Origin of the sequence: Brevibacillus sp. NPDC003359 (genome assembly GCF_042878995.1) — a bacterium.
Classification (GTDB): domain Bacteria; phylum Bacillota; class Bacilli; order Brevibacillales; family Brevibacillaceae; genus Brevibacillus.
In genome coordinates, this window is sequence record NZ_JBIAOR010000006.1 from 145,222 (window position 1) to 160,970 (window position 15,749).

At 54.4% G+C, this 15,749-nt stretch carries 1 protein-coding gene and 1 pseudogene; both read right to left on the reverse strand.

Translation table 11 applies throughout. The features are described from left to right. Window positions 1-13: 13 nt before the first annotated feature. Complete coding sequence (locus ACFYU8_RS17375) at window positions 14-14,863, reverse strand: SDR family NAD(P)-dependent oxidoreductase (protein ID WP_390301348.1); 14,850 nt, start codon at window positions 14,861-14,863, stop codon at window positions 14-16. 24 nt (window positions 14,864-14,887) lie between these two features. Further along, a pseudogene (locus ACFYU8_RS17380) lies at window positions 14,888-15,748 on the reverse strand (polyketide synthase dehydratase domain-containing protein); the annotation flags it as partial. Window position 15,749 lies beyond the last annotated feature (1 nt).

Below are 15,749 nucleotides of genomic sequence, written 5' to 3' on the forward strand. Positions count from 1 at the left end.
GGTTAGAAGCCTACTAAGACAAAGATGATAGGATTCGTTCCGCTTTCTGGACGGCGGTCTCCAACGTTATGGTTTCGTCGAGAAACTGATCTAGAAGATCACCGAAGCCGTCTTCATCCGTCTTCGCCTCTTCCCGTTGCTCCGCTTTCTTTACCCAATGACTTTCTTTGGCAAAGGGGTATGTCGGCAATGGAATCCGCTGCTGCTCCCCTTCCAGGAACAGCTTGCGTAAGTCCAGCGAATAACCGTGAACAAACAGCTCGGCACAAGCCAGCAGATGCTCTCGTGCCAGGCCGTCGACATTATCTCGGTATGCCTGGATGCTTTGATTTACTTCGTCGATTCGCCGCTCTTCTTCATCCCGCACGCCAGCAGGCTGCAGTTCTGCTTGGACAACGTCTTGCGCATGGCCGTTATCCAACCATTTGCCAAGCCGTTCGAGTAGCTCATGCCGGGAGGCGGCGACGCATGCAAACCGGTGCTTCAAGTGCTTACGTCCTGCCAGCAGCGTAAAGCTGACTGCGGCGCAGTCCAACTGCGGGGAGTGTTTGCAGTGCGCAGCCAGCTTTTCAACCTGTTGGCGCAGCTGTACCGCGGTCCGTCCCGACAGCACGAACAAGTATGCGGATCTCGCCTCCCGTCTGCGAACCGGCTGAGGAGCTTCCTCAAGAACAAGATGCGCATTCGTTCCACTGAATCCGAATGAGCTGATGGCCGCCATTCGTTTCGTTCCCTCGCCAAGTGTCCAATCCCTAAGCTCCGTATTGACGTATAAGGGACTATTTTCGAAAGCAATGCTTGTGTTGCCCTTTTCAAAATGGAGTGAAGGCGGCAGCTTTTTGTGACGCAATGACAGAATCACTTTCAACAAGCCCGCAATGCCTGCGGCAGCAGCCGGATGGCCGAGATTCGATTTAATCGAACCGACCGCGCAATAGCGGTTATCGTCTGTGTAATGTCGGAACGCCCGGGTCAGCGCCTGAAACTCGATCGGATCTCCCAGCTTCGTTCCCGTTCCATGCGCCTCCACCAGCTGAATATGGCGCGGATTGATGCCGAAAGTATCATACACATGCCGCAGCAGGCGCTCCTGTGAATTCGCACTTGGTGCCGTAATGCCGTTTGTCGTGCCGTCCTGATTGATGCCGCTGCCGCGGATCACGCCATAAATATGATCGCCGTCGGCAAGCGCATCCTTCAAACGTTTGAGAACAACCGCACCGGCGCCTTCTCCAGGCACGAAGCCGTCGGCCCTTTCGTCAAAAGCATGGCATCGGCCGGTAGGAGAAAGCATACTGGCACGATTGGAGACGGTATAAAATTCAGGCGTTGATTGGATGAATACGCCGCCCGCGAGCGCCATGTCCGTTTCCCTTGTCCACAGGCTTTGACAGGCAAGATGAATCGCAACCAGCGAACTGGAGCAGGCTGTATCCACCGTTACCGCAGGCCCCTGCAGGTTCAGGTAATAAGCGATCCGTGCAGGTATGACGGATCCTGCATTGCCCCAGAACGCCTGAGCCGGCGCTTCGTCTCCAAATAATCTCGCGTAATCGCTGCCGCAGCTTCCGACATAGACGCCGCATCGCCGCGTATGCTCTCCCGGTCCCGCATATCCAGCATCCTCCAGCGCTTTCCACGATTCCTCGAGAAAGATGCGCTGCTGAGGATCCATGTAATCGGCTTCCACGCCGGTAATGTTAAAGAAAAGCGGATCGAAGCAATCAATTGAGCTTAGAAAGCTTCCATGGCGGCAGCTTTTGACCCCTTCCGGATCCGGGCCGCTCCCACGGAGTTCCCAGCGCGTCACTTCTTCTACCAAATCGGTCCCTGCCTCAAGATGTGACCATAGCTCTTTCACCGAATCCGAACGAGCAAAACGGCCGCTTATCCCGACAATGGCCACCGGTTCTAAAGGCGTCGGAACCTGCGGCATGCTTGCATTCTCCATAGCAGAAGAACTGGCTTCGGGTTCGGACAGGTAATCGCCTCCGGGTATACGCACCACAATCTTGCCGATATTTTTCCGGTTCTCCAACTGACGATAGGCTTCTTTAAAATCAGAGAGAGCGTAAACGCCGCCGATTGTCGGCCGTATGACCCCTTGCCTAATCAGAGCTGTCAACTCGTCCCAATAAGCTTGTATCGCAGCCGGTTGTTCGGCTGACAACGCTCTTAAGTCAACGGAATAGAACGCCCTGTTTTCGTTCAACAGCGACAAGTCGATGCTCCGCGCGGACTTCAGCGCGGTTAAGGCGAGCTCAATATATCGGCCTCCCGGAGCCAAACACCGGAATCCTTTCGACATCGCGTCCCCGGACAGTGTGTTCACAACGATCTGTACCCCTTGTCCGTCCGTAAGACTCTTGAGCTCCTGCTCGAAATCGTCTTCCCTGTAATTGATGAGCTTCGAAACACCGATACCTGCAAGATAGTCCAATTTTTCCTTGGAGCCTGCGGTAGCGTATATTTCCGCGCCGTAATGACGGGCTAGCTGTACGGCCATCAAGCCGATTCCTCCCGCCGCCGTCTGAACAAGCACCTTGTCGCCTGGCTTGACTACCGCTTTGCGAAAGGCGTCCATCATCGTAAGGCCGACTGCCGGCAGCGAACAAGCTTCTTCGAAGGACAGAAAGTCAGGCTTTGGAAGAAGCGACTGCTCCGAGCATACGATGTAGGTCGATTGCGCGCCTATACTCTCCCCTCCGATCACAACCACTTGATCACCACGCCGGACGGAGGTCACCGCTTTACCGGTATCGATGACAACACCACTTGCCTCAAAGCCGGGCGTAAAAGGAAAAGGCGGCATCACTGGATACAGACCTTTGGCGCAAAGCAGATCGCCAAAGTTCAATGAAAAGGCGCGTACCTCAACCAGCACATTATGCTCCGCCAGCGGCGGCACTGCCGATTGTTTCAATTGAAGCTCGTCGATACCGCCGGGGCGTTCAACGACTATATGATGGCGTACCCGCGGCTTCTGACTCTTTTCCTCCAGCTCGAAGGCAGCTGCATCTTCTGCGGCGCGATACCCGTCCTCTGATGCCCCCGGCGCCGGGGCCCGTTCTTCAGCCATGACCTGTGGCGGGGATTGGGCAGCGTTTTTATCCGGCTGCTGGTACTTGCTCAGCAGTTCCTGCCGATGCTCGCGAAGCAGCCAATCAGATAGCCGCTCGACGCTGTTATAGTCAAAAATGATCGTCGTCTGCAGCTGTGTCTCGCAGCGCTCATTAATGATGTTAATGAGGTTGACCGCAATGATAGAATCGACGCCGTAATCCGAGAAGCTCCGATCGTCCTGGATTCGGCCCGCATCGATTTGCAGTGCATCCGCCACCGCTGTTCGAATAACGGTTTGGATAAACGAGCCGAGCGCCCGGTCCGTAACGTCACGGGCACCGTTTGTGCCGCTTGTGGACGGGCTGATCGGGAGCGGCTCCTGCCCCTGGAAATCCGACGGGACGCTCGCGCAACCGCTTAGGTACTGCCGGTACACGCCGTCGCTCTCCGCAGCAATGACAGCGGCGCCGAGAAAATGACCTTTCCGTGCTGGATAGAAGATGCTCCGGAAACCTTCCTCCGCCAAAAGCCGCTGCCACATTTCCTTAGTTAGCGCCGGACTGCCGGGAATGCGTACTTCGGCATCCTCATGCAGCCACCAACCTTCCAATAACCCGAAAGTCACGTGCATGAACAGGCGGTTTGCATGGATCTCGTTGATCAGCAATAACCCGCCCGAGCGCAGGGCTGCCTTTGCATGACGCAACGTACGGCTTATCCGTGCAGTGGCATGGAGCACATTCGTTGCTATGACAAGATCGAAGCTTCCTTCTTCAATCCCTTGCTCGGCAAGCGGACGTTCAATATCGACCATTTTGCAGGACAAGTAAGGAGCCTGGGCCCCATACGCCTGCTTTCCGTGAATCAGAAACGCCTTTGATAAATCCGTGTAAAGATAGTCGGCCATGTAGGATTGATACGGTTCTAACCGCTTGAGTACAATCGCACTCGTCCCTCCCGTACCCGCTCCGATCTCCAGGATCCGTATCTTGGCCGACTTGTCCAGCGCCAAGCGTTCCTGCACATAAGCCGCCGCCGTATCCGCAAGCGCTTCATTGAAAAAATCAGCCATCAGATTGTTTTTATAAACAGACTCCACCAATCCGAAGGAACCGTTCGGGAAAATAACATCCGTTGCCGGTAATTCCCCGACCAAAATGCGCTGGAGGGCGTGCAGCGTTTTTTCTGCCAACTCGGCTTGTGTATTCATATTGCCATTGCTCTTCCATTCGCTTCTCGTCCGGTGCCATTGCCGCCACTCTCCATCCAGATCCAGAGGGCGTGTGTCCAATATGCGCACCGTGCCGTCCTCGCGCTGAACATAACCGGCCCGTTCGAAGGCGGCTATGGTTTCTTGATGCCAGCTGTAGTAGGCCGGCAGCATCCCGGACGCACCGTCTTCAACACTGCTAATCCAGCCGCCTTCTCTGTAGATCGCCCACATCAATCTGCAAATGGCTGCGTCCAGCAACGCCATGGGGTGCCCCATATCGGATTGTATACGGCCAAGCCACGAATCATCTGCTTCCTGCATGCGGTTTCGAATTCCTGGAAGCAGTGAGCTGCGGTCAGCCTGCATGACTAGACGTTCATCATGCAGCATTCCTGCAAGCGGCACCGGCTTTGTCATCTTCAGCATCACCAGTTGGTCCAATGGTCCTACAAGCAGCAATTCCAACGCTTCCATTGCCTCGTTCGGTTCAATGGAAGCTACGCCAAGCGAGTCCATTTTCTTCCGGTACTCCTCCGAGGCAACGACGCCTACGCTTCCCCAATAACCCCAATTCATCACCTTGACCGGGAAGGGCAGCTCCTTGCCAAGCCGATGGGCATAAGCATCCTTGAAGGTGCAGCCGGAAGCATAATTACTTTGACCGGCCGGTTTGGTATATGAATTAATGGAAGAAAAGAACAGCATAAAATCAAGCTGCTCAGCCGCGAATACTTGCGCCATCCGAGCACTGATATCCACTTTCGCCGACAGCGCCGCGCGGAAGCGTGCTTCATCCATGTTTGCCAAACTTTGATCCAGCAGGACGATCGCGGAATGGATGACGCCATGGATCGCGCCATAGCGTGACTTCACTTCGTCGACAGACCGCTGCAAAGACTGTTCGTCTTTGGCATCGGCCGAAATATACCACGGCTCTATCCCATAAGCCGCACCCAGTCGGTCTATCTTAAGCTGAATGGTTTCATCCAGCGATTTCCGGCCAATCCAAACAATTCGTCCTCTATATTGGCGGATCATATATTCGGTCCACGCCTCGCCGATCCCGCCTGCACCACCGATGACGACATAAACGCCGCCTTGACGGTAAAGGCTTTGTTTCGGTACGGCTGCGGCCACCGGAAGTATTTGTTGACGATACCACCGGTTATCACGATAGGCCCATACGTGGCCTTCCGGGTCGGCAGGCAGACGGAACAATTGATCAAACGAAAGGCTGCCGCCTGCTTCCAAATCGGCAACCCGTATCGCCCATAGCGGATATTCCTTGGCGATCGAGCCGGCCAATCCGTGTACGCTGGCAGCGGAAGAACGCACGGCGTCATCGCGTTGGACCGAAACGGCTTGCTGGGTGATGAAGCTCAAAGCGATACGCTTGCTCCCATAACCCAGCGCCAATAAGGCCTTTACGAGTCGAAACAGATGAAGGACACCCTTTTCCTGTTCTTCGATGGGAGCATCCGAAGCGGCAGCCCCGGCCGGTTCCCGTGCCGCAATCCACAACAGATGCTCGAATTCGCCGCACGCCCTTAGCTTGTGGACCATCTCCTCGATCGTATCCGAAGCCTTCAGGATGATGCTCGGCGCTGCCGGCCACTCATGCTGATTTTCACGAACGGCCGCGCTTTCGTCTTCCGCAATGATTACGGTTCGGTTCGGCGGCTGGACGCCGCTTGTTTCTACTTCCACCTCGTCCCAGACGTAAGTCAGCAAATCCGACAAGGTCTGGTCAGACTTCCCGGAAGCATAATCCGTGTTCGACGACATCGCGTTATCCGTCGCATTCCGATCCGTCAAACGGGACGAAAATCCCTTTATTGCCACGCATACGGTCCCTTGTTCATCACACAGATCGATATCAAGCTTATCAATGTGGCCGTCTGCAGCCTCGCCGCGTGTTGGCCGCAGCCAAGCCCACATAACCGTTTCGCAGCGGTCAAACAGCTCAAGCTCATCGATTGCAAACGGGAGCTTCATCTTGCTCTCTTCCGTCCTGTCCATAAAGACAACCGCCGCTTGCAGGGCGGAATCCATTATGCTTGGGTGCATCGTGTAGCGATCCTTCGTGCTCTGCACGCTCGCGGGCAGCAAGAGCTTGGCGAGTACGCCCTCCGGCCCTGTGTAAACCGCGTCCAATCCTCTTTGCCCGGAACCGTATTGAATACCCATTCGTTCAAATGCCTCGTAGCAGCTCTGAACGGACCGCTTCTGCGTCAGCGTAGTTTTCAACGCTTCAAGCAACACCACAGGTCGTTCCCGCATCTCGAAAAATGCTCCTGCCCCTTGACAATGGAGAACGCTCTCTTTCTCGATTTGGCTCGTAACCCGGTAGCTGACGTCTCCGTTTTGTTCCCGCTTCACCCCGATCCGAACGTCCAGAGGCTTGGCAGCCACAGTCATGGGCCGTGCCCAAACGACTCGTTTCAGACGGATCCCGAGTCTGCTCTCCCGCTCGCCGCCCGCCATCATCCGAATCGCAGCTTGAGCCATCTCCAAATAAGCGACACCGGGCAGAACCGGTTCGCCGTTCACAACGTGATCCCTGATGAAGAATTCCTCTCCGGTAAATGTCGAGCTGTATTTCATGTCCTGGAAATCCGATGTATTTCTTTGTACCAATGGGTGGAGTACGGCTTGCTTTGTCGCATCACTTTCCGTCTGTGCATCCGCATGCGGTTTGACTTCCGGCACCCAATACCGTTCATCGGCAAAAGGATAGGTAGGCAGCGGAATTTTGAAATTCCTTCCCTTCGCGAACAGCTCGTGATAATCAAGCTCATAACCTTGTACGTAAAGCTCAGCTATCGATGACAAACGTTCCATATAGTCTGTGGCGCCGTCCGCATGCTGCAGCTCGCGAATGCACTGGTTTCCATACCGTTTCAAAGCAAGCTGCTGCCGCGCTCCATTGGCGTCTAGCTCGGACTGGAATATCCGAGGCGTGGCCTCACTGCCGATCCACGAAGACAGCAAGGACGCTAATTCACGGGTATCACGTACGACAAGCGCCAGTCTGTGATGGAAGTGTTTCCGCCCTGTAAGTAGCGTAAAGCTTATGCTGCCGCAATCGGCGTCAGCGTTGGCTAAACCGTAATCCAGAAGCTGTTCCGCTTGCCGGCGCAGCTGCTCCTGCGTACAAGCCGACAAGACGATTAGGAAGCCTTGCCGTTTGACGGACTTACGATTGATTGCAGGGGCTTCTTCGACAACAAGATGCGCGTTCGTCCCGCTGAACCCGAACGAGCTGACGGCTGCGCGGCGCCTGCTTCCTGTTTCGGCCTCCCAGCTCCTCAGCTCGGTATTGACATAAAACGGACTTTCTTTAAAATCAATGCCGGGGTTGCCGTTACTAAAATGCAAGGACGGCGGCAGCTGCTTATATTTGAGCGCCAGCATTACCTTGAGCAAGCCGGCAATACCCGCAGCGGCTGCGGCATGGCCCATATTGGTCTTGACGGAGCCGATGGCACAGTACTCCCGCCGCTCCGTATAATGACGAAACGCATTCGTCAGAGCTTGATATTCAATCGGATCGCCCAATCGCGTGCCGGTTCCGTGTGCTTCGACCAGCTGTATACTTTCTGGATCAATGCCGAACGAATCGTAAACATCCCGTTCGAGACGCTCCTGGGATAACGCGCTTGGAGCCGTAAGACCGTTCGTTGTACCGTCCTGATTTATGCCTGAGCCTATGATGACGCCATAGATGTGATCACCGTCAGCCTGAGCGTCACGGAGCCGCTTCAGAACGACAGTCCCCACGCCTTCACCGGGTACAAAACCATCTGCACGTTCATCGAAAGCGTGGCACCGTCCCGACGCGGACAGCATGCCCGCTTGATTGGCGCTCTCATAAAAGCTTGGTGTCGACTGAATGAAAACACCGCCGGCCAACGCCAATTCTGTTTCCCCGGACCTTAAGCTCTGGCAGGCCATGTGGATAGCGACAAGCGAGCTGGAGCACGCGGTGTCGATGGTTACCGCCGGTCCATGCAAGTTAAGATAATAGGCGATTCGTGCAGGAATGACCGAACCGGCATTGCCCCAAAACGCCGGCGCCGGCGCCTGCTTGCCCATCAGTCGGGCATAGTCGCTTCCGCTGCTGCCGACAAACACGCCGCATTTTCGCCCATCCATTCCCGCTCCGGCGTAACCAGCATCTTCAAGCGCTTTCCACGCTTCCTCTAGAAATAAACGCTGTTGAGGATCCATATAATTCGCTTCGTAACCCGATATGTTAAAGAAAACCGGGTCGAAACGGTCGATCGCATCGACATAGCTGCCTTTCGAACAGAAACTGTTTTTCCCTGCCTTGTATGAGCTAAGATCCCAGCGGCTTGCCTCCTCGATCAAATCGGTCCCGTTTGCCAAATTGGCCCAAAATTCCTCCAGCGTTTCCGACTTGGCAAACCTGCCGCTCATCCCGATCACGGCAATAGGCTCCGGCTCTCGGCCTTGTTCCCCGCTGTACGGTGCTCTCGGCAGTTCCACATTGTCCAACCGCTTGACTAAATCCGCCGTTTCTTGATATCGATAAGGCTCTGTAACCGTAACGACGAGCTTGCCGATGGCCGTCCGATCCTCAATAGACCGGTAAGCATCCGCCACCCGCTCAAACGGGATAACCTCATCAATAACAGGGCTTATCGTTCCTGCTTCGACAAGTGCAAGCATCTCTTCGACATAACCGCGCAGCTCGGCCGGATTCTCGTTAGCAAGCTTTCTTGAATTGATGCTATAAAAAGTCTGATTCTCATCCAGCGCTGATAAATCGATCGTCTTCGCGGTTTTGAGTGCCGTCATCGCCAGCTCGATATAACGGCCTCCCGGCGCCAGACAGTTGATTCCTTTCTGAATGGCGTCCCCGGGAAGCGTATTGATAATGACATCGATTCCATTCCCGCCGGTCAGCCTGTCGATCTCTTCCTCGAAATCGGTCTCCCTGTGATTGATCCTATAGTTCACACCGAGCGTTTCCAAAAATTCAAGCTTACGGTTGGACCCGGCTGTAACATATATTTCCGCACCATAATGACGCGCAAGCTGTACCGCGATAAGTCCTGTTCCGCTTGCCGCGGTATGGATGAGAATTTTCTCGCCTTTCTTGAGATCCGCTTTGCGGAAAGCGTTGATCATCGTCATGGCGGCTGCCGGAATGGTACAAGCCTGCTCAAACGTGAGGTAATCCGACTTCTTGAACAGCTGGTCTTCCCGGCATGTGATCATGGTAGAATGTCCGCCGAAAGAAGCCCCGAGCGCCACAATCACTTCATCGCCCGTGCGAACGGTCGAAACGTCAGCACCGGAGGCTACAACAACCCCGCTTGCCTCAAAGCCCGGTGTGAACGGGTATGCCGGCATGGTCGGGTATAGACCCTTCAAGCAGAGAAGATCGCCGAAATTCAGCGCAAAGGCACGGACCGCGATGCGAACCTCATCGGATCTCATCTCCGGAACGCCGGATTGTGCAATCCGCAGCGAATCAACGCCCCCGGGCCGCTCGATCACGACATGGTGATACGTCGGTTTTTCCGCAGGAAGGGGAGCGCTCTGACGCTCACTGACTGCAGACGCCGGAGATCCTGCCGGTTGCGATCGAAAGCGATTGTTCAACGCAGGCATGCTAAGGCCGCTTTGGACGGGCTGCTTTGCCGATGCCTGCAGGGCTCGTGCGCCCTCTTCCTCTCTGCCGACAGCCGGTTCGCTCCGCTTGAGAAGAACGGTTATTTGATCCGTATGCTCCTTGATCAAAAACGCACATAACCGCTTCACGTTATTGTAATCAAACAGCACCGTTGTCTTGAGAATAAGGCCGAAGTGATGATTCAGGCTGTTCACGAGACTGACTGCCACAATGGAATCTACGCCGTATTCGGAGAAGCTTTTCTCATCCTGAATACGCTTCTCGTCCATTTTCAAGGCTTGCGCGACATATTCCCGTATCGTCTTCTTGACATAATCTTCAATCCACTGTTCTTCCATATGTTCACCGCTTCGGTCCGTATTGGTTAGGTCATGAAGCCGCTCGTGCCGCTCTCCGGCCGCAAGCCGCTTAGGTTGATCTAATATGCCGTCGCTCAACGCGGCGATAATATGCTGGTCCCATGAATGGCGACCATCAGAAGGAATCATGATCCCGTGAAAGCCTGTCTGGGCAAGCAGGGACTGCCAGACCGGCACATGCAGGCCCGGACATCCTGGAATTCGAAGCTCCGGATCTTCATAACGCCACCAGCCCTCCAGCAGACCGAATGTCACATGATTAAACACGGTGTTGCCGGTAAGCTCGTTTAACAGAAGCAGTCCGTTTGCGCGCAGTGCGGATTTGACATGATACAGCGTCTTTTTCATATCGCGGGTCGCATGAAGCACATTGGCCGCAATCACGATATCGAAGCTGCCCTTCACAATTCCCTGCCCTTCCAACGCTTGTTCGACATCGAATAAATGGAAGGAAAGGTACGGATATTCTTTGCCATACTTCTGTTCCGCATGGAGCAAGAACGATTTGGATACATCCGTGTAGCTAAAATCGATGATATGCGCTTCATAAGGCTTCAGCCTCCGAAGCACCGCCTCGCTCGTTCCGCCGCTTCCGGCTCCAATTTCCAAAATCCGTATTTCCGCATTCGGATCAAGCGCAACCCGTTCACGTACGTAATCCGCCGCCGTATCCGCGAGCAGGTCATTATAAAAGTCGGCTACGCGATTATTTTTGTAAATGCCCTCCACCAGCGCCGCGGACGAACCCGGGAACATGACATCCGTCGGCCTAACGCCATCGGAGAGAATCTCGGAAAGCGCGCGCATCGTCGCCTCCACAAGGGAAGCTTGTGCAGAGACATCGTCATGGTCCAGCCATTTGTTCTTGTTCGCTTCCCATTCTACCCAGGCTTGCCCGAGAGTTACCGGCTCTTGAGCCGGGGCGTAAACGCCGTTTTCCTCCGGCATTAAATAGCCGCTGCGGACCAGCATTGCGACGCTTTCTTGAAACCATCTCTGATAGGAGCTCAGCAATTCCGTCTCCGAGGGTATATAACCTCCGAAAGCTGATAAAGAGGCCACCCATCCTGTTTCGCAAAAATAAGCCCAAAGCATTCGGCACACTGTGCGGTTCATATCGTTCATACGATCGATTGCTTCCGACACTTTGGCTTTGTCCTGCACCGTCTCTTCATCGCCATCCAAAATTCGCGATACTCCTCCGGATCCGCTAAGATACTCCGCTATTGTATTGATCGTCATCGTCTTAAACGCGGGCAATTCGGATGGCCGTATTTCAAGCTGACAAGCTTCGAACAGCTGATGAGCCCATTCATTCAGCTTGATCGGGTCCATACCGTATTCCTCCATCTCGGCGTCCGGATCAATCTCGTCTTCCTTCACACCTAAAATGGAAGCCGCAGCTTTTATCAAAACCAGCCGCAGCTGAACGGCCGTGCGGCTTTCAGCGGAACATGCCTGAAGCGCAAGTTCTCGTTTTGCGGTCAACGCCCGAGTTACAAGACCTGTCATCCGGATACAGACACGGCCTTGGTCATCACATAGGTCGATATCGAATGTGAGATCCCAGTCCTTACCATTGCCTTCATCCGTGACGCTCCGGATATAAGCCCACATCGATGGCGTGCATCCGCGGAACACCTCAAGTGACGTCAACGCAAACGGCATCGCAAGCGGTGCTTGCCCGTATTCTACTGCAGCCAAACCAATGCAAGCCTGCAAGGCGCCATCCATCATGCTGGGGTGCAGCACAAAGTCATCCCTTGTTTCCGCAATCAATGAAGGCATCGACAGCTGCGCAAGCAGTTGCCCGTCGCCGATATATATCACGGATACCGAGCGATGCGAGGGACCGTAATGAATGCCCATCCCCTCGAACGCTTCGTAGCATTGCCCGGTCGATAACTGTCGTCGCGAGCATTGTTTCCGAATCTCATGGTAATCTAAAACGGGCGGCTCAGCCGCTTCTACGACCAGCACGGTTCCTTGACTGTGCACGTTCTCCCCAGCTTGTTCCTCCGGTGCCCCGGTATAAATCCGATAATCAATTGTCCCGTTGTCGCTTGGCTTCAAGGTGATATGGGCATGTACAGGTTCATCGCCTGCAAGGATCGGCTGCGCCCATACCACCTGTTGCAATCGGATGGATACCTCCGGCAGCGACTTTCCGATGGATAGGACAGCCGCTGCTCGGGCCATCTCCAAATAAGCGACTCCCGGAAGGATGCGCCTGCCTTCAACCTGATGGTCCTCCAAATAAAATTCAGTTCCTTCAAACCGCGAGCTGAAGCGCTGTACGGTGAAATCCGATGTATTGCGGTGCAGCAGTGGATGAAGCGGATCAGCACCCGCTGCCGTTTGGGTGCTTTTCATATCCGGGATCCAGTATCTCTCCTTGGCGAACGGATACGTCGGGAGCGAGATCGGACGAGGCTGTAGCGCTTCGTATCGGCGATTCCAATCATAGACGCCGCCCTGAACCCATCGTTCGAGAACCTTCGATATTTCCTCGTTCTCGAGTATTTCGGGCTTGCTTCCCCTGCTGCCGGATCCAACACTTCCCTTGTACAGCAGCGGAATTCCTTGGCGGCCATCCAAATAAGCGGAGAGCTTATATTGAAGCTCCTCAACCGATTCAACGGCAACGGCCAACCGTTCCTCATGCTCATCCCTGCTGGTCTGCAGCGTATAAGCAATCTGCGCCAATTCCGCTTCGCTATTTTTCGATTTTCTCATCCACTCGACGAACTGGCGTACCTGCTCACGCAGCCGTTCTTCATTTTTGGCCGACCATATCAGCGCATAAGGGGTTCCTATTACCAGAGCGGCCGATGCTTCTTCCACATATTCTTCGATGACGACATGGGCATAGGAGCCGGAAAAGCCGAAGGAGCTGACACCCGCCCGTCTCGGAAGTCCGTCCCCTGTGTCCCAGTATTGATTCTCCCGGTTTATGTAAAGCGCCGAGTCTTCTAGTTGGATGTAAGGGTTTATTTGATTAAGCTTCGGCATTGCCGGTATTTGCCGATGTCTCATCTGTTGGATGACTTTGATGACGCCGGCGATTCCGGCAGCACCTTCCGTGTGGCCGATATTCGACTTCACGGAACCGACCGCGCAAAACAGCTTCTTGTCGGTGAAACGCTCAAACGCTTTCTTCAAGCTGCTTATTTCGATCGGGTCCCCGAGTGCCGTACCGGTGCCATGCGCTTCGATATAACCGATCGATTCCGGCTCAATCCCCGCGTCCTCCCAAGCTTTCGCAATGACATGTTCCTCGCCCTCGATACTTGGTGCCGTAAGGGACGGCGTATGTCCTCCATGCAGCGCCGCTGAACCTTTTATGACGGCGTAGATGCGGTTGCCGTCTTTCTTCGCTTGCGACAGCGGTTTAAGCAGCATGCTGGCGATGGCCTCTCCCGGTACATACCCGTCGGCGGCTGCATCAAACGTATGGCAGCGGCCGGTGGGAGATAAGGCGCCGATACTGCTGAAATACCGGTAGTGCCAGGACGACAGCAGCAGATTGACGCCGCCGACAAAGGCCATCTTACACTCCCCATTTTGCAAGGAACGGCAAGCCGTATGTAAAGCGAACAAAGACGAGGAACACGCTGTATCTATCGCCATGCTCGGGCCTTTCAAATCAAAGATGAACGATACCCGATTGGCGACGACGGTCTGCGCATTGCCTGTCCCCATATGAGGATCGACGGGGAGATTCATTTCCGCGATTCGGTCTGCGTAATCATGAACACACACCCCGACAAATACTCCCGTGCTGCTTCCCCCTAACTGCTTCACAACGCCTGCATCCTCCGCGGTTGCGTAGACGCTTTGCAGCAGCAGACGGATTTGCGGATCCATCCATTCGGCTTCTCTTGGCGATATGTTAAAAAATTCCGCATCGAACTTATCGACGTCATCGATAAAGCTGCCCCATTTGCAATACGTCTTATCCTTGGCCCGGCGGTCTTCGTCGAACCAAGGCCGGAAATCCCAATGGTCGGGCGGAATCTCTTTGATCAGATCCTTCCGGGATACGATATTTTCCCAAAACGTTTCGATATCGGACGATTCTGCAAATAATGCGTCCATCCCGATGACCGCGATATCTTCATGGTCGACTTCGTTTCCTGCGATCTGGCCGGCGGTCGACGAATGAGTCTTCGGCTTTGCTTCCGCAATCGGTGCAGATGTCGTTCCCAGCAGCTTCTGGAAGGCCTCCCTATGCTCCTTGCCAAAATAGGACGCAAGCTCCTCAATGCTTGGGTACTCGAAGAACAAGGTCGGATAGAGCTCGGAGCCGATTTCCCGTCCAATAACGCCTGTAAGTGCAATAAGCTGGGCGGAGTTTAGACCAAGCTCCATTAAATTCGCCGTAATGCTGCAAGACTTTAACCGACCATCGGTGACCGTCTCCACCTGACGCACCAAATAGCCGATGATGGGCTCTTCCAGAGCCTCGATTCCGCCATCAGCGGAATCATTCGTTGCAGTCTCTTCACCTGAGATTGCTGACAGACGGAGGCGCTTGATCGAACATTCCATCAGCTCCGCCGCCACTATGCCGGTGTTTTCAATCAGCTCTGCATCGAAAACGATCATTTCGTCCGATTCTTTCAAATGATGGATATGGATCCAGCATTGGTGCAATCGTTCGGTTTTACGGAAGAGCACATCCTTGACCGCAAACGGCAAATAACCATCCCAACCGGTCGCCTTATTCAAAAGGGGGACGACCGAGAGAAACGCACTGTTCAGAAGCAGAGGATGAATACTCGATTCGGATTCCTCGGAAGCCGATTCATCGGTCAGCTCAGCCCGGACAAGAATATAGTCCTGTCCTTTGTATACACGCTGAATGGTTTTGAAGCTTGGCCCTAATTCAACGGTTCGATTGATCTCATAGATCCGATCCAGCTGCTCGTACAGTTCGGCTGATGCCTGCAGCCCGGCCAGATCCAAAACCCGGTTGCTTGCCTGCCCTACAAGAAGCTCGCCTTTAGCGGTGAGCGGTCTGTCCTCGGAGGAGAGGTCCCCATACACGGTCTCGAAGCCCGCGGCTTCATAGCTGTCCTTCTCGAGCTTCATCTCGACGATCACCGGCTGCGCAGGATCGACTTTTATAGGGCTGATGAAGGAAAGATTCCGAATTCGGCCGCAGCTTTCCCTCTCATAGAGGGCAAAATAAGCATCCATAGCCATTGAAGCATGAGCGACGCCTATGATAACGGGTTTGCCGCCGACTTTGTGGTCACGCAGAAGCGTCTCATCGTAATGATAGGTTCTCGTCCACCGGCGGTTGGCCGCTTCGAAAGCAGGCTGTTGCGGAATCTGGCTCGCAAGCCGCTGGACTTCCCGGACTTCCTGAAGAGCCTGCTCGACCTCCAGATTGCCGTTTTGTACCCGTTCAAGAAGACGTTCCAATTCTTCCTTTTTCATGTCCATC